The 15894-nt window shown below is 55.8% G+C and carries 14 protein-coding genes and 1 tRNA gene; 4 read left to right on the top strand and 11 right to left on the bottom strand.

Annotated elements, in window-relative coordinates; genetic code table 11:
• Window positions 1-55: 55 nt before the first annotated feature.
• The 3 genes from PHP98_06835 to PHP98_06825 all read right to left on the bottom strand — a co-directional run bounded on the left by PHP98_06835 (window position 56) and on the right by PHP98_06825 (window position 1831).
• Window positions 56-373 (bottom strand): hypothetical protein, encoded by a 318-nt coding sequence (locus PHP98_06835; GenBank protein ID MDD5483350.1) that lies wholly within the window; start codon window positions 371-373, stop codon window positions 56-58.
• Window positions 360-1196, bottom strand: a complete 837-nt coding sequence (locus PHP98_06830; GenBank protein MDD5483349.1) for a hypothetical protein — start codon at window positions 1194-1196, stop codon at window positions 360-362. The genes PHP98_06835 and PHP98_06830 overlap by 14 nt, the downstream gene beginning before the upstream one ends.
• Before the next feature lie 134 nt (window positions 1197-1330).
• On the bottom strand, window positions 1331-1831 hold the full coding sequence (locus tag PHP98_06825) for a MarR family transcriptional regulator (GenBank protein MDD5483348.1): 501 nt from the start codon (window positions 1829-1831) through the stop codon (window positions 1331-1333).
• 298 nt (window positions 1832-2129) lie between these two features.
• Here PHP98_06825 and PHP98_06820 point away from each other — a divergent pair, with 298 nt between their 5' ends.
• Window positions 2130-2396 carry a helix-turn-helix transcriptional regulator gene (locus tag PHP98_06820; GenBank protein MDD5483347.1) on the top strand — a complete coding sequence of 89 codons (267 nt, stop codon included), beginning with the start codon at window positions 2130-2132 and terminating at the stop codon, window positions 2394-2396.
• 167 nt (window positions 2397-2563) lie between these two features.
• Here PHP98_06820 and PHP98_06815 read toward each other — a convergent pair whose 3' ends face one another.
• Window positions 2564-2782, bottom strand: a complete 219-nt coding sequence (locus PHP98_06815) for a hypothetical protein (GenBank protein MDD5483346.1) — start codon at window positions 2780-2782, stop codon at window positions 2564-2566.
• 289 nt (window positions 2783-3071) lie between these two features.
• Window positions 3072-3148 (bottom strand) — tRNA-Val (locus tag PHP98_06810).
• 222 nt (window positions 3149-3370) lie between these two features.
• On the opposite strand from PHP98_06810, the gene PHP98_06805 reads away from it, so the two are divergent.
• Both PHP98_06805 and priA read left to right on the top strand, forming a co-directional pair.
• Window positions 3371-3787, top strand: a complete 417-nt coding sequence (locus tag PHP98_06805; protein MDD5483345.1) for a secondary thiamine-phosphate synthase enzyme YjbQ — start codon at window positions 3371-3373, stop codon at window positions 3785-3787.
• A 199-nt stretch (window positions 3788-3986) separates the two neighbouring features.
• On the top strand, window positions 3987-6200 hold the full coding sequence (gene priA, locus PHP98_06800) for a primosomal protein N' (protein MDD5483344.1): 2214 nt from the start codon (window positions 3987-3989) through the stop codon (window positions 6198-6200).
• 433 nt (window positions 6201-6633) lie between these two features.
• Here priA and PHP98_06795 read toward each other — a convergent pair whose 3' ends face one another.
• The 4 genes from PHP98_06795 to PHP98_06780 form a co-directional block, all read right to left on the bottom strand.
• Window positions 6634-7950 (bottom strand): iron-containing alcohol dehydrogenase, encoded by a 1317-nt coding sequence (locus PHP98_06795; GenBank protein ID MDD5483343.1) that lies wholly within the window; start codon window positions 7948-7950, stop codon window positions 6634-6636.
• A 121-nt stretch (window positions 7951-8071) separates the two neighbouring features.
• Entirely contained in the window at window positions 8072-9019 is a 948-nt protein-coding gene (locus PHP98_06790; protein ID MDD5483342.1) for a ketose-bisphosphate aldolase, read from the bottom strand.
• A gap of 102 nt (window positions 9020-9121) precedes the next feature.
• Window positions 9122-11815, bottom strand: coding sequence for a glycoside hydrolase family 38 C-terminal domain-containing protein (locus PHP98_06785; protein MDD5483341.1), 2694 nt, complete (start codon window positions 11813-11815; stop codon window positions 9122-9124).
• Between the two features lie 130 nt (window positions 11816-11945).
• Window positions 11946-12806: an AraC family transcriptional regulator gene (locus PHP98_06780; GenBank protein MDD5483340.1), complete on the bottom strand. Its 861-nt coding sequence runs from the start codon at window positions 12804-12806 to the stop codon at window positions 11946-11948.
• A gap of 196 nt (window positions 12807-13002) precedes the next feature.
• Here PHP98_06780 and PHP98_06775 point away from each other — a divergent pair, with 196 nt between their 5' ends.
• Complete coding sequence (locus PHP98_06775; GenBank protein ID MDD5483339.1) at window positions 13003-13491, top strand: hypothetical protein; 489 nt, start codon at window positions 13003-13005, stop codon at window positions 13489-13491.
• 1 nt (window position 13492) lies between these two features.
• On the opposite strand, the gene PHP98_06770 is transcribed toward PHP98_06775, so the two are convergent.
• Both PHP98_06770 and PHP98_06765 read right to left on the bottom strand, forming a co-directional pair.
• Window positions 13493-14569: a glycosyltransferase gene (locus PHP98_06770; protein MDD5483338.1), complete on the bottom strand. Its 1077-nt coding sequence runs from the start codon at window positions 14567-14569 to the stop codon at window positions 13493-13495.
• Window positions 14570-14656: 87 nt separating this feature from the next.
• Window positions 14657-15889, bottom strand: a complete 1233-nt coding sequence (locus PHP98_06765; GenBank protein ID MDD5483337.1) for a glycosyltransferase family 4 protein — start codon at window positions 15887-15889, stop codon at window positions 14657-14659.
• Between the last annotated feature and the right edge of the window lie 5 nt (window positions 15890-15894).

Below are 15894 nucleotides of genomic sequence, written 5' to 3'. Positions count from 1 at the left end.
TCGGATTATTCTTTTGGATACCGGCCAACGGACGGCGTCCAAAAGAACGACGAAGTCATACATGGACCAGATTCGGGTCATTAACAATTTCCGGCGACGTCTGCCCTAAAAATGGCTTGGACGGCAGACCTTGCCATTCGCGCAACAAATGATAAGACGGAGAGGTTAATAATTCGCACGCTTCTACCGCCTTACGCCAGCCTGGCGTGGTAATCTCACGGACAACTTTTTCATCCGGCAGAATGCCAAAATCCCATGCCGCGCACATGCGGGCCAGAAAATCCACCCGGTCCGCCAGAGCTTTCAATGAAGCGGGAGGATTTTGATCGGGATAAAGAGCTCCCTCAATATTCAGCAGTTCATTTGAGCGCATCAATAAACTTTCCGTTAAACCAGCGCCGCAGGCTGTCCGCTTCGGCGCGTTCTCTCCTATCTTTAATGTTTTCCAGCGGACGATGCAAAGCAATGCGTTTTAGATGGGCATGCAAGGCCAACCTGGCCCGTTCCGGGTTGGCATCGCTTCCGGCCAGCAGTTGACGTTTAGCCCATAATGTCCAGCAGTCTGCGGGAGCCGTTAATTCCGCATGGCACACGGCGAAAATATCCCGAAAATCCCTTGGAGCGCCGCGTTCGATAAGAGCCGTCATTTTTGACGCCAACAAATCCTCCCAACCATCCACCCAGATATCCGCCCAGGCCGCTTTTCGGCTTTCGCTCAGACGCGCGGATCGTCTGGCAATCTGGAAACTGAAAACCACGCGCCCCTTGTTTTCCAATTCAATACTGACCACATCACCCCAGGATCGAATCTGAACATTGCCTCTGGACGCTAAAACCTGTCGGATAACTTCAATCACCTGCTGTTTTTCAGTCTCTGCGGCAGAATCGTTCCACCAGGCATCGGCGTCGCGGGTAACCCTGTAATCCAGATAATGCAGTAATCCCAACGCGCCGCCAATTGAAATAATTCTGCCCAATCCGCGCTGAGCCAAAGCCTGCAAACATTCCTCCGCTAATTCATCCATGTTTGCGGGATGCGATAATGACGAATTAGCACCTTTTCTGTAAACATACACGTTTTTGCGTGTATCTTTTGGAGCCGGGGCGCCATCACCCCGGCCTGACCGGCCTGGGGGCAGGCCGGCTCCAGTTGGGTTGCGGGTATCGCCCGCTTTGGATGGCTTCATGTTTTTCATTTCCGAGAATAATTACACTCCGTCTTTATAAATTATGCCTGCTCGCAGTTGCATCCCGATCCGCCGTAAGGCAGGTGTCGCGATGCAGGCGGGCGCCGAGCTTTTACCACGCGCAACATCCATTTTCTACCGGCCTACAATCCCATCATTTTCATGACGGGGTTATTCAAAACCCGCGCGGCGCGGCGGCATATCTGCTTGGTGCGCTGGAGCCGGGCGCGCAGAAATTTTGTTTCGCCTGTGTCGTTGCCCGTATGGCGCAGTAATGCTTCGGCATGGTCAAGCTCCGCGCCGGTGGTGCGGAGCTTGTCCCGTATCATTTCCATTATGCCTCTCCGCAGGGCGACCCCGAAATGGTCAACCACCCGGTAATAGTTTTTGCGGTCTCTTTGTTTCCAGCTGCGCTGCAGAAGCCCCAGGCTCTCCAGACGCCGCGCGGCGATGCTGACGGCGGCCTTGCTGAGCCCCAGGTTTTGTCCGATGTCGTCCAGGGATCTCTCCCCCTCGGTCAGATAAATATCGGCGAGCACCTGGCCGATGATCCTGCCCAGGCCGAGATCCTGCGTGGTGCGCCCGGCGGTTTCAACCAGGCGCGCGCGCACCTCGCCGACGGCTTTGTTTTTTTGATTTTTCATCTTTTATAATTTTGTAAAACTACTTAAATATATCCCCTCCCTCAAAAAAATCAACAATTATTTTCGGAATTCGGGTCGTTTTTTTTCCCGCGTATCCGTTCGGCCGTCTGCGGAAAAGAATTTACGGGCAAGGGAAGACGGGATGTCCCGTCTGCGCCATGGCGATAGCGGGCCGGCCGAATGTTTTTATCCAGTTCCGATAGAATGCTTGCTTTTCCGCGTTCTTTTCTTGACAACATTCTAACATTCTGCAGAATGTTAGAATGTTGAAAGCGCGTGCAAACGGGAGGCGAATGCTATGAAAACACCCAGACAACTGGAGCGGTATTTCAAGGGGGCGGCCAATCATCGGCGCATTGCCATTTTGCTGGCCGTTGAACAAAACGCGGGGATGGCGCTGGCCGATCTGGCGCTGACGCTGAACGCAAACCTTAAAACCATTTCCCAGCATACCCGCGCGTTGGTTCAGGCCGGCCTCCTGAATAAAAAATATCGCGGCCGCCAGGTGGCGCATTTTCCTTCGCCCTACGGCCAAGCCTTTCTGAAATTCATGAAAACATTCTAACATTCTGCAGAATGTTAGAATGTTTTACGCGGCAGAATTGTTTGGGCAGATGTCCCTGCCGGCGCCGGGCCCGGGCGATTGCATAAAATAACAGCGGCCATTGCAGAGCAATCCATTACCCATTTATCGGTCATCAAGGCCGTCCTTTGTTGATCCAGCGCTGTATTTCAGCAGGCGAAATTGGTAAATTGCGGCGCGTATCGCGAAAAAAATCCAACGCTGCGCGTCCGGGTTTCAGGTTGGCTGCCAAGCCAATTCCCCTGGGTTGCGCCACGGGCTTGCCGCGGCGCAAAATTAAGGTCAAAGCTTTTGCCTTTTTCCGCTTCCTGCAGGAGCTGACTGAAACGCGTTTTTGCTTCAAACGAGCCGATCTGTATTGTTTTCATGGTCATGAATATAAATCAATCAGCCAGTCTGTCAGCTAGATATTTTAGGGTGCAGGGTCAGCGCCATGTGCATTGCTTAAGTGATGCCATGCCTGGTCAATTGTGCCGTAGAAAAGCGTGAAATCATGGCCGAACTCCTGTTCGGCGAGGTGGTTTTGTCGTCCGGAATCGCCGCATAGGGATGCGGCTCCTACCGCGGTCAAATACAAGCGCCGACTTTGGCGGCATAATTCATTCCCGCATGAAAATTATTATTGCGGGCATAATGTGATGCGAGGGGTTGGGCTTATGGTGGGCGATAGAGGGCTCGAACCTCCGACCCCTACCATGTCAAGGTAGTGCTCTAGCCAACTGAGCTAATCGCCCTTGAGAAGAGAACGGAATAATACCTGCTTTTTTCTTCCTGTCAAATTGATTTTCAAGCCCCGGGCAAGGGGTTTGCTAAGGGAACAGGCAGCCGCCCGCAACGGAGGTGTGGGTTTGTGCTTGTGCGGCAAAATTAAAAATGACAAACTCAATTTATTTTACAACCTGAATATTGCACGAAATTCGTGCAATATTCGGGGGCAAACAAGGAGACCGTGGATCATGAAAACGTATCGCAAGGAACTCTGGTTTGAAACGAAACAGCGCCGGGCATTCATCAATATCACCCCGCAGGTGGAAAAATGCCTTGAGGAAAGCGGCGTGAAAGAGGGGCTCATCCTGGTGAACGCGATGCACATCACCGCCAGCGTGTTTGTCAACGATGACGAAAGCGGACTGCACGCCGATTTTGAAAAATGGCTGGAAAAGCTTGCCCCCGAAAAGCCGTATTCCCAGTACGCGCACAACGGAGCGGAAGATAACGCCGACGCCCACATTAAACGCACTCTTATGGGGCGCGAGGTGGTCGTGGCGGTTACAAACGGCAGGCTTGACTTCGGGCCATGGGAGCAGATATTTTACGGAGAATTTGACGGCCGGCGCAAAAAACGGGTGCTGGTGAAGATTATCGGGGAATGAGGAGAAAATCACCGCCCGCTTCGCCCCGAAGTTAAGCGAAGCGCATGCTTCAGGGCTTTGCTAGAGGCGCGGAGCACACAGAGATAGAACATATTTTTTCTGGTTCTGAATTTTATATAAAACAATTATCTTACCTCTGCAGACTCTGTGCCTCTGCGGTAAAAACATCTTAAAATTGAAGTTGCGATGAAACCTGAAAATGCAAAATATCGCCAAAGTTGCCGTTGAAATTTCGCTGGATCGGGAGTTTGATTATCTTGTCCCGGATGAGCTGGTTTCCGTGGTGCGGGTCGGCGCGCGGGTCCTGGTGCCTTTCGGAAACAGAGTCACGCGCGGTTACGTGATCGGCCTGGCTGATCGCTCCGAGATAAAAAACCTGAAGGCAATTGCCGCCCTGGTCGGGGGCAAGCCGCTGCTCGGAGATAATATCCTGAAGCTGGCGCGCTGGATCAGCGATTATTACGCTTCCGCTTTTGAGCAGGCCATTCGTTCGCTCCTGCCCTGCGCGGTGCGGCGGCCGCAGGCGAAATTTCTTCAGCAAAAAACGGTAACGGTTGTCCCCGGAAAAATAAGAGACTTGGACCTGGTCAAACTGCGCGCGCGCGCCCCCAAACAGGCGGCCGCGCTTGAGCTTTTACTACCGGATAAGCAGGTGTTATTGACCGACCTGCTTGAGCGCTCCGGCGCGGGGCCGGGCGCGGTCAAAAGCCTTGAACAGAAGGGCGTCTTAAAAATAGCCAGCCGGGATTTACGGCGCGATCCGTTCGCCGGCCAGACCATTTTGCCGACCCAGCCGCTGAATCTTTTTCCCGAGCAGGCCGCCGCCCTGGATTTGGTTGAAAAATCAATTGACACTTTTTCGCCGCCGGTGGTTCTGCTGCACGGCGTAACCGGCAGCGGCAAGACAGAAGTTTATCTGCAGGCCATCGGGCATGTCCTTGAGCGGGGCAAGGGGGCGATCGTGCTGGTGCCCGAGATTGCGCTCACGCCGCAGACCGTGGAAAGATTCTGCGGGCGTTTCGGAGACAAGGTGGCGGTCTTGCACAGCCATCTTTCGGACGGCGAGCGGCACGACGAGTGGCACCGGATCAATGACGGCCAGGCGCGGATCGTGGTCGGCGCCCGCTCGGCGCTGTTTGCGCCGGTGGAGCGGCTGGGGTTGATCGTGGTTGATGAGGAGCATGAAACCAGTTACAAGCAGGGTGAGGCCCCGCGATACAATGCGCGGGACGTGGCGATAAAACGCGGCGAAATTGAGCGCTGCCCGGTCCTGCTTGGCTCGGCCACGCCGGCGCTGGAATCGTTTTATAACGCGCGCATCGGCAAATACGCGATCGCGCATCTTCACCATCGCGTTGACCGGCAGAAAATGCCGCGCATGAACATTATTGACATGCGGCTGGAAGCGGAACGCGAAGGCCGCGTGAACGTGTTTTCGCGTCCGCTGGTTGAGGCGATTCGCGAAAGGCTTGAACGGCGCGAGCAGACCATGCTGTTCCTGAACCGCCGCGGATTTGCCACTTCGGTCATTTGCCCGGCCTGCGGTTTCGTGGCGATTTGCGCTCAATGCAGTGTAGCGCTGACCTATCACCGCGCGGGCGAGGAATTGCGCTGTCATATCTGCGGCCGGGCGGAAAAGGTTCCGGACAAATGTGCCAAGTGCGGCGCTTTTGCCTTGAAATTCTCCGGCATCGGCACCCAGCGGATTGAATCAATCGTGCACTCGCTTTTCCCGAAGGCGCGCGCGCAAAGGATGGATGCCGACACCACCACCGCGAAACATTCGCATCGGAACATTCTCGGTGACTTCAAGACCGGCAAGATAGACATCCTGATCGGCACCCAGATGATTGCCAAGGGCCTGCATTTTCCCAACGTGACCCTGGTGGGGGTCATTTACGCGGATCACAGCCTGCATATGCCCGATTTCCGGGCCGCGGAAAGGACGTTTCAGCTTTTGCTTCAGGTCTCCGGCCGGGCGGGCAGGGGAGATATTGCCGGCGAGGTCATTGTCCAGACTTTTACGCCCTTTCACCCGGCGGTACAGGCCGCGCGCCGGATGGATTACGAGGGGTTTTGCGACCAGGAAGTTGAGTCGCGCCGCGAGCTTTTTTATCCGCCCTTTGCCCATCTGACCTGCATTACCCTGGAAGGCGCGCCGGATGAAATGATCGCCCTGGCCGCGAAACAATTAGCCGGCGGGTTAAAACCGCTGGTAAAACCCCCGGCCGTTCTTTCCGGTCCCATGCCGGCGCCGATCAGCATGGCCAGGGGCCAATACCGCCTCCAGATCATCATCCGTGCGCCTTCGGCGGCGGAGGTTTCCGGGCAGATAAAGCAGGTTTTGCGCGGGTTGAAATGCCCGCCGCAAGTGCGCATTGCGGTTGACGTGGACGCGCTGTCAATGATGTGACCAAAGCGGGCTATGCCCGCAACCCGGAGAAATCAACCACAGAGAAAAATGAGACACAGAGCTAAAGCCTTGCTTGAAATCTGGTTTTGCCTTCGGCAAAACTGATTTCAAGCAACCTCTTCTTCTCCGTGCCTGCCCTGCTAAGCGCTGGGGCGAAGCATGGGTCTCCGTGGTTCCGCCTGTGCGGATCCGCCGGGGCGGAGAATCCTTTTCTTGTTTTTTCCGCCAGGCGGATATCTGCCTATGGCATGATATAGTGGTACACGATTCGGGATTGCGCTGATAAATTCAGCGCCATCATTTTTGAAATACGGTCGGCGGTTTACCCGTCAAAATTGAAAATCGAGATAAGAAAAGAAGATACTACATCACCGCCAATTTCAGAATGCTTTGCTCGGCAATAAATGAAAAAATAGTTCCAAAACATTGATTATTAAGCCAGATATTCCTCAATGATTTCATTGGCCGCCTTGGGCATAATGCCCACGGCGCGGGCGAGGTCAATCACGGTGTAACGTTCGCGCATCTGGTGGCAGTTGAGCGCGGCTTCAAGGAACCGGGCGCGATCGCAGCCGATATCGGCGATACGATAAGCCGCGCCGGCCGTTTTCAGGCAATCCCTGATCCCGGCGGGGGTGCGGATTGATTGTTTTGCGAGGGCGCGCAATTCATCCCAGCAGTTTTTCTTTTTCAGTTGTTCAACGGCCCTGGCCGCTTTCGTTGTTTTGCGGGCGTACTCCTCCTCCACAACCGGCGCCAGCGACTGCCAGAAGGCGGCATTGACCGGTTCGGCCCGCAGGGTAAATTGAGGGGCTTCCAGGGCCAAAATGCGCTCATACAGCGCGCAGGCGAAGATGGTTCCCAAACCCACCTGGCGGCCGTGGTAATCATGGCCTAACCCCCGGGCGAGGGCGGTTGAATCAAGGGCGTGGGAGATCATGTGCTCGCCGCCGGAAGAGGGCGAGGAAGTGCCGGCGATGGTCATGGAAAGGCCGGAATAAACGAGGGCGTTGAACAAAGCGCCGATGGCTTCCGGTTTTTTTTGCAGAATGCCGCCGGGATTGTCCATGTAGGCCGGCTCTATCTCGGAAATCATGCGCGCGCAGAGCGGACAAAAATATTCGCCGAACAAAAGCTTGCTCATGCGCCAGTCCGTGATACTGACCGGCTTGGCGAGCACGTCGCCGAGCCCGGCGGCGGTGAGTTTATAGGGCGCCTGGTTGATGACGGAAGGGACCGCCATGATGACCAGCGGGCAGACGCCGTCCATGAGCCGTTTGACGCCTTTGACGGTCGGGGCGATATTGGCCGAGGAATAGCCGTTCATGGAGGCCGCGGTGGCGAGCGCGGCATAGGGTTTGCCGGTTTTGCAGGCGGCCCATTTGGTCAGGTCGCTGATGACGCCCGCGCCGGCGGCGATGTAAAAATCGCATTTAGGCAGGCGGTTGAGAACGTAATCAAGCGTAAAGTCGTCGCAGACCGGCTCCCTGCCGTTTTTGCCGTCGGGCACGATCAGGTTGGAGATGTACCAGCCCTGCGCGGCGAGCGCATCGTTCAGCGCTTTCCCGGCGGCTGCGAAGGTGCGCTGATCGGCGATGATTACGGTTGTTTTGCCGCGGAAATAACGGCTGAAAACGCCGGCGGCATCTTGCACGGCCGATTCGGAGTAGATGATTTCGCGGATCGGGACGGAATGAGTTTTTCCGCACTCGCAGGCGAAAGTTCGGCCGAGCAATTCAGAAGGATTCATTATGGAATTTTTTTCGCCGCAGAGGCGCAGAGTTTGCAGAGGTAGAACATTCTTTTTTGTTAAAAACAAAAACCATTCCTATCTCCGCGTTCTCCGCGCTAGCAAAGCGGGCGGTTAATTCTTATTTCAGAAATTCCCGCACCGAATCAAGCTGTTCAGAGCTTCCCAGGCAGTTATTTTTGTGGGCGATATATTTCGCGAATTCGGCCATGAAAATTTTGCCCGGGGGACGGAGGTCAAAGTTTTCCGGATGTTCCTTGAAATGTTCGCGGTGAACGCGGCACCAGACCAGGCGGCCGTCGGTGTCAATGTTGACCTTGGTTACGCCGAGCTTGGCGGCCTTGGCGAATTGTGTTTCATCAACGCCTCTGGCGCCCTTGAGTTGTCCGCCGGCGGCGTTGATGCGGTCCACTTCGTCCTTAGGGACTGAGCTTGAACCGTGCATGACGAGCGGGAACCCGGGCAGGCGTTTCTGGATGTCGGCGATGATTTCAAAATGGAGGCCCTGGCTGCCGGCAAACTTGTAGGCGCCGTGGCTGGTGCCGATGGCGCAGGCCAGGCTGTCGCAGCCGGAGCGTTTCACGAAATCCTCGGCCTGGGCCGGATCGGTCAGGTGGACCTGGTCTTCGGAGACGGAGATATGCTCTTCCACGCCGCCGAGCTGGCCCAGTTCCGCTTCAACGGAAATATTTTTGGCATGGGCGGCCGCGACAACGCGCTTGGTTATGGCGATGTTTTCTTCATAGGGCTTCATGCTGGCGTCAATCATGACCGAGCTGTAGAAGCCGCTGGCGATGCAATCCATGGCCGTTGTTTCGTCGCCATGGTCAAGATGAACGGCGAAGACGGCCTTGGGGAAGAGCTTGTCGGCCGCGCGGATAATGGCCTCCAACATGCTTTTATCGGTGTAGGAGCGGGCGCCCTTGGAAATCTGGATTATAAAAGGCGCCTTGCTGTCAAGATTGCCCTTGAACAAACCCATGGTTTGTTCAAGATTATTGATGTTATAGGCGCCGACGGCGTATTTGCCGTAAGCGTGTTTGAACAATTGATTGGTGCTGACTATCATTTTAATTTCTCCTGCCTGTTTAAAGTTCCTTTTGCCGCGAACTTCTGTTTCCAGTAGTTATATAAAAACATTCGCCAGCCGTCAAATGTTTTTGATCTGGTATTACAAATGAATTTCAATGCTGACGATCTGTTTGGGTTTGCAGGGAATGGCGACCACGTTCTTTGTTTGCAGGGCGAGCCGTTTCAAGCGCTTTTCCGCAAGATTGATGCGGTAAGCCTGTCTGACTTTCCGCGCAAAAACGAACCTGGCCGCAACCGTTTTTGCGCCTATATTCCAGGCGCGCACAATCAGGCAATCCCGATCCTCGGCTTTCTTGACCGCGGAAAGAATCATGGCGGCCGGTTCAATTGAGAGTAAAGACGCGCTTTCCGGAAGCGATTGGTTTTGAGACGGAATGACGGAACGGTTGCCCTCAAACGCCGGCGCCGTAATGGGCAATGTCAGGCAGCGCACGGGATGGAGAAAATCCATGACCTCGCGCCAGCCCTGGCAATCCTCCCAGTCGCCATCATGGGGAACAAGGCAGTAACGGAAAACATGTTCGCCCGGGCATTGCGCGCCGGGAGCGGGCAAACTCGGCCCGGCATCGTTGTTGCGCGTCTTAATGTCCGGTCTTGAAAGCCAGCCGACCGCGCGCAGAAGAGTTACGGCGATGGTCCGTTCGCCGTCATCCTTGACTTCATATTCATGAAGTCCGGCGCCGCATACCAGCAGGCCGCCGTTCTTATCCGCGACATCAACAAATCCATCCATCGGATGCCGCGAAGGAGGATCTTCCACCGAATTCGGGCCGCGTTTTCCCGCGGCAATGGGTCGCCGGACAACGTCAAATGCCCCCAGCGCCTCGGAGAAGGAAGCTTTGCGCGCGCCGCTTGGAAAAAGGACGCGTAGATTATGATCCTGAGCGTTGTTAATGAAACGGGTGGTGAAATCAACCCGCCGGGATACCGCATCCAGGGTGGCGACGGTCTCCAGCAGGCAATTGACAGTTTCCGTAGAACGGCCCTTTCTTTCGGCGTCTATGGCGCGGGGCAGAGGCAATTCCGTGCGTATTTTGAAACCCGCCATGAGCGGTTCCATCCGCACCGGTTCCCAGGCATGAGGAATTTTATCGCTGTTGACGGCCGAGTCTTTCTCGGGAGGCGCATAGTTGTATTCATCGCCGACATCCGCCATATTTTCAAAGGCGTTAAGTCCTGACCAGCGCCGGATGGTTTTTTTATCAAAGACCTGGAACGTGCCGTCGGCGGCCAACTGCAGACGCAGGTGTTTGTTTTCCACATAATTTTTCCCGCATGACAGCTTGCCGGCCGGGGCGGCATGTTTCGGCGCCTTGCCGTTCCGCGCCTGAAACGCGGCGTAACCGAACGCCGGCACCCCGGCCGCATCAATGAGAACGCGCTGGCGCCTGACCGGCTCCCAGTAAGGATACAACCTGTCGTGAACATGGGTTTTATTTTCCGCCGCGGCCGAGAGGGGAACCGCAGGAACCACCTTGCCCTTATGGTCAACAAGATGAAATTCGCCCTTGAACCCTGCCGGCAAATCAACGGCGATTTCCGCGCATCCCGAACGCCGGCGTGCGAGCGGATTGAAGACCACGACGCTGCGGACAACATCCGGTGTTCCTTTGAGCGGCAGCAAGGCGGCGATATGAGTGAGCGCCCTGCCGACAAGATATTCGCCGAGGTCTTCCGCCCAGGCAAAACGCGTCATCATCTGTTCATGGACCGGATCAACGCTGCAGCCGCAGATGGAGTCATGCGGATGATTCTGCAGAAGGTATTTCCACGCCTGCCAGAGAAGTTTCCGAGGATAGGAAACGCCGGCCAGCCACGCCGCGGCGGAGGCTGGTTCGGCCCATTTTTCCAGAAGATTCTGGACGGCGTGATTGCGCTGCTTCAGATAGTTCCGCGCTGAAAGAACGCCGTAGAGCAGCGGCGCAAACTCGCCGTTCTGGCGCAGTTCGCCGCGCACCAGCGGCCTGCGTCCGGAACGCCTGTTGGCGAGGCGGATAAAATTCTCCATGGTCGTATGAATAAAACGGTATCCCGGAAATGCGCCATGGAGCCGCCGTAAAATATTCGTGATTTCAAATTCCGGCATAAGATGATCAGTGCCGTTCATCAGCAGCACATGCGGAATGGTTGACCAGGGCGTTGTTTTTTTCAGCATGTCCCGGACGATTTGCGCGCATTTTTGCGGATTGTCGGCAAAAAGATTGAGCCAGGCGCCGTTCCCGTAGCCGCCGGGCAGGTAATAGGCGAAGACCCGGCTTCCATCGGGTGATTCCCATATAAATTCCGAGGTTTTGCGGCCGGTGGCGCCGGCGTAACCCCGCATGAAAATGAAATTGTCCAGGCCGAACCCGCGCAGGATCTGGGGCATTTGGGAGATGTGGCCGAACGGATCGGGTACATAACCGGCTTTCATGACGCGGCCGAATTGTTCCGCCAAACGGTGCCCCAGCATAAGGTTCCGGATGGTGGCTTCGCCGCTGACCAGGAATTCGTCCGGCAGAATATACCAGGGGCCGATGAGGAGGCGGCCTTTCCTGACCAGCGCTTCAATTTCCGCGCGGCGTTCCGGGCATACTTCCAGATAATCCTCAAGCACGACCGTTTGCGCGTCCAGATGAAAAGTCCGGTAATCCTTGTTTTTGGGGAGTGAATCAAGGAGATGATCCATAAGCTGCACGAGCCTGGTCCGGTATTGCTGAAACGGCAGATACCATTCGCGGTCCCAGTGGGTATGAGATATGGTATGGACGGTTATTGCCTGTTTCTGGCGCATAAAGTTCCTCCGATTAATTTTGATTTTAAAAACTATAAGCTGTTCCGTTCAGTGTCAGATGCTACGCGCGCGTCTGGAAAACGGAATGCCAATGCCTGCAAATCATTTGACGAATCCTGCAAATGAGGTCTCAAAGGGGCGAGGGAGTTTTATCGTTCTGCGCTTCCGACGGGGTTTTTCCGAAGGCCTTTTTGAAAGCCCGGGAAAAATGAAACTGGTTTTCAAAACCCAGATAGTCGCTCACTTCCTTGACCAGCATGTCCGTGGATTTCAGCATCCGCATGGCGCGGTTCAGCTTGACCTGCCGGAAAAGGCGCGCCGGCGAGCAATGCAGTATTTCCCGGCACTTGTGCGCCAGGGAGCTTTCGCTGACGCCAAGCGCCGAAGCCAGTTCGCCGACATTCAATTTCCGGGTCAGTTGTTCGTTGATAACTGAAACAAGGCTGGCGGAAAAAGATGCTGCGCGCGAGGTCGCCACATAATAATCCGAGAGGATCTCCCGGGGAACCGCCCGGATCATGCGGTAAAAAAACTCCAGCACCAGCGCGTCCTGGATATGCGCCGAAACAAAATCGCCGGCGCGCGATTCCCGCCTGATTTTTTCTATCAGGGGCAGAAACTCCTCCCGCTTGGCGGCAAAGCGCTGTTTTTCCACCGGGGTACCTTCGCGGAAAATGGATGCCGGCGCGCAGGACGCCGGGTTGAGGCTGAATCCCAGCCCGAAATAACGGAGATATTTTCCGTCAAAAATATCCGTATGCCAATCGCCGGGCTTGATGACGAGCAATCCGTTCCTGCCGAGCGTAAAATCAATCCCGTTATGAAGGCACCGGTAAACGCCCCGGTCCACGAAGATAATCTCGTAATTCACGTGCTGATGCCGTGGAATAACGCGGGTTGCCCTCGCTTCTGTAATTGTCGCGCGTTCAAACACGGGCCGAACCGCGGAGGGCCGCGTTACGTTGCGGATCATTCCCGTTTCAGGCGTCATGCGGGTTCTTGCCGACATGTCAGAAATCTCTTCTTTTCTTCATAGTCTGCGGCCTGCGGGCATTTATGCGACTGATGCGAACATATAACTTCCTGTAATTATTTTCAATAAAAAGCTTGATATTTCAGAAAAGTTGCTATACATATAATTGACAGAGAGCTTATATCCTGTTTTTCCGTAAAGCGGCAGGGCCAATATGAATCGTGCCGAATCAAAAAATCCGACGCTTTCAGGCAGCGATATTATTTTTGATTGCGGGCGCTGCGGCAAAAGCCTGGCGATTGATTGCCGGGGGGCGGGGCTTAATATCAGCTGTCCGCATTGCGACAGCGAACTGGAAGTGCCCATTCCGGAAGGATTTGACCTGGCCGAGCTTGACAAGGAGATTTCCGAATCAATCTCCTCCGGAAAAACAGCCGCGGCGCCGGCGGCTGCGGCGCATTCATCCTCCTCCGCTTTGTCCGGAGAAGCGGCCGCGCCCGGGACGGAGGGGGAAAACATCCGCATTCCGGAGCGGTTTTCCTCTGTTCAAAGAGACGATATGCTCAATTCCGTCCGCGCCGTGCGCAAACTGCTGGACGACCTGCGCGTCGCGCTGGATGAATTGGGCGGGAAAATTGAATCCTTGGATTTTCCGCCGGCGCCGCCTGCGGATGCCAGCCAACGGCGCCCGCCTCCGGTCTGAATCAGCGCGCCAGGACGGGGGCGAGCGTTTTTTTCAATTCGCCCTCCAAGTCGCGGCCCGTATAACGGCGCAGGCGCTCCCTTTGCCCTGAAATAATTCCGGCGCGCAACTCTCGGTCGTTCAATATTTTCCCCGCCATTTCCGCCGCCTCGTCCCAGTTTTTTTCCCGGAAGAGAACGCCTGCGCCGGCGAGAGTTTCCGGCACGGCGCCGGCCGCGTAGGCCATGACGGGCAGGTCGTGGACCATGCTTTCCAGGAGGGGGATGCAGAAGCCCTCGTGTTCGCTCATGCACAGGAACAAATGCGCCCCCGCGTAATAGGCGTTCAGTTCCTGCTGGTTGACGCTTCCGGCAAAAACACAGTTCCGGATATCCAGCCGCCGCGCCAGGGCCTGCACCAGCGCCTGGTATCTTTCCAGGCCGGTATATGAGCCCACGTGGATGAAGCGCGAGTTCTTTTCCAGGGTTGACTGGAAGTAATGAAAGGCGCAGAGCAAATCTTCAATCCGTTTGTTGGGCGCGCCGCGGCCGACAAAAAGCACATTGGTTTTGCCGTCGGCCAGGGAGCGCAGAACGCCGCGGTCGGGGCTTGATTTTAAGGCGGAGGCGTCAAGAATGAGGGGGAGAATTTGCGCTGGGCCGTATCCCATGCTTTTCAATTCGTCCGCGTTGAACCGGCTGACGGCCATGACGATTTCGGCGGCGCCGGCCAGTTTTGCGGCCTGTTGTCGGCCCCAGGCCAGGTCGCGCGCGATCTGTTCGTGAATTCCGCGGAAATATTCCGGGGGGGTGATGTTGTGATAAATGATGGCCCGGCGGCATTTCAGGGCGGCGAAGAGATCGTTCACGGCCGAGCCGATTGAGAGATGGAGCACGGCCAGGTCGCCGGGTTTCAGGATAGTTTCCGCCAGGGCGGCGTCGTAAGTTTGAGGGCGCAACTGCGGCAGGACGCGGTGCGGTTCGCAGAAGATATGCGATTCATATCCCCAGGAGCGGAAAATTTTCCGCAGGAGCACGGCCTCGTTGCTGATGGCGTCGCCTTTCGTGAAACCGGCCGTGAATTGATGGATCGCCTTCACTGTTTATTCACCGCCGGGGCGCGGAGGGCGCCGAGGTGAAACGAAGTCTTATTTGATTGTTCAGAATATTCATACGCAAATAAATTCCTATCGTTGCGAACTCTGTGTCGCAAGCGAAGCGGGCGGGTAAAATTTCTCCGCAAATTGGTCCAGAGCCGCGCAAAATTTGCTTTCAATATTCTTCCAGTCATATTCGCGCAAAACATAATCCCGTCCGGCGCGCCCCATGCGGTCGCGCAGATTGCGGTTGCCGGCCAGCAAAAGAAGCTCCTCCTCAAATTCGGGGTAAGAGGCGAACCACAATCCGCCGTTGCTTTTTCGGCAGTGGTCATGGTTGACGGCGCAGCGGGCATGGACCAGGGCCGGCGTGCGGGCCAGCCATGATTCCAGCAAAACGATGCCGAAGCTTTCATTGACGGAGGGATGGCAGAAAGCAACGGCCCCGGCCATGGCCGCGCGCTTCTTCTCCTCCGCCACAAATCCCAGGTCAAGAATATGGGGCTCCAGGCCGGGGGGGGGGTCAATCCGGCCGGAGCCGGTGAAAACCATTTTCAGGGCGGTTTTTTGGCGTTGGCGGAAGAGGGAGAAATAATCAAGGAGGAGCGGGATGCCCTTGCCCGCCTCGCGCCGGCCGGAATAAATGAGATAGGGCTCATGAAAATCATGTTTTTCGGCAAAAAGCTCCGGCGGCGCTTCAAAAAAATCCATGCCCATGCCAACCACGGCGCATTTTTCCGCGGGCAGGCCGTAAAGCTTTTGCCCCAGGTCCATTTCCGGCCCGGAGTTGAACATGATACCCGCGGCGTCCCTGAACATTTCCCGGAAAGAGCGCGCATAGGCGAATCCCTCGTCGTGGAGACAGGGCGCCAGGATGGTTTTTGCCGGGCGGATTCGCGCGGCAAAATACGAGAGGCCGAAAAGGTAGGGGCCGATGATTATCCAGTCGCAGTTATCGGCCTCTCGGCGCAAATAATCGCACAGGGCGCGGCTGTTGACGCTGTTAACCAGCCACGTTTTTTCGTCTTCCAGGCTATAAATTCCCCGGCGGCTGATGGCATCCTGAACGCGGAGGAAAGCGCCGATATCCCGGTCTTCATCCACCCGGAAGAAATGGACGTCAAGTCCGTCAATATTCCGCGCGCCGCTTTCCAGTTCGTTGCGCCAGGTGAAATGATCGCGGGCGCAGGTGGTCAGAAAGGTGACTTTGAACCCCATGGCCCGGGCGTGTCGGGCCGAAGCTTTCAGCAGCGTTTCGGCCCCGCCGACGGTCGGGCCTTCGGCGAAACGGGGGGAAACAAAAATCAATTTACCGTCTTGCATAGATT

Source organism: Kiritimatiellia bacterium (genome assembly GCA_028715905.1).
Lineage (GTDB): Bacteria > Verrucomicrobiota > Kiritimatiellia > JAAZAB01 > JAAZAB01 > JAQUQV01.
This window is presented reverse-complemented; position numbering and strand designations above follow the sequence as displayed.

Bases quoted from the DNA above. Each gene is read 5' to 3' on its own strand.
- PHP98_06775 (MDD5483339.1), top strand. From the start codon at position 13,003: ATGAATCGTGCCGAATCAAAAAATCCGACGCTTTCAGGCAGCGATATT.
- priA (MDD5483344.1), top strand. From the start codon at position 3,987: ATGCAAAATATCGCCAAAGTTGCCGTTGAAATTTCGCTGGATCGGGAG.
- PHP98_06820 (MDD5483347.1), top strand. From the start codon at position 2,130: ATGAAAACACCCAGACAACTGGAGCGGTATTTCAAGGGGGCGGCCAAT.
- PHP98_06765 (MDD5483337.1), bottom strand. From the start codon at position 15,889: ATGCAAGACGGTAAATTGATTTTTGTTTCCCCCCGTTTCGCCGAAGGC.
- PHP98_06835 (MDD5483350.1), bottom strand. From the start codon at position 373: ATGCGCTCAAATGAACTGCTGAATATTGAGGGAGCTCTTTATCCCGAT.
- PHP98_06795 (MDD5483343.1), bottom strand. From the start codon at position 7,950: ATGAATCCTTCTGAATTGCTCGGCCGAACTTTCGCCTGCGAGTGCGGA.
- PHP98_06790 (MDD5483342.1), bottom strand. From the start codon at position 9,019: ATGATAGTCAGCACCAATCAATTGTTCAAACACGCTTACGGCAAATAC.
- PHP98_06785 (MDD5483341.1), bottom strand. From the start codon at position 11,815: ATGCGCCAGAAACAGGCAATAACCGTCCATACCATATCTCATACCCAC.
- PHP98_06815 (MDD5483346.1), bottom strand. From the start codon at position 2,782: ATGAAAACAATACAGATCGGCTCGTTTGAAGCAAAAACGCGTTTCAGT.
- PHP98_06830 (MDD5483349.1), bottom strand. From the start codon at position 1,196: ATGAAAAACATGAAGCCATCCAAAGCGGGCGATACCCGCAACCCAACT.
- PHP98_06780 (MDD5483340.1), bottom strand. From the start codon at position 12,806: ATGACGCCTGAAACGGGAATGATCCGCAACGTAACGCGGCCCTCCGCG.
- PHP98_06805 (MDD5483345.1), top strand. From the start codon at position 3,371: ATGAAAACGTATCGCAAGGAACTCTGGTTTGAAACGAAACAGCGCCGG.
- PHP98_06825 (MDD5483348.1), bottom strand. From the start codon at position 1,831: ATGAAAAATCAAAAAAACAAAGCCGTCGGCGAGGTGCGCGCGCGCCTG.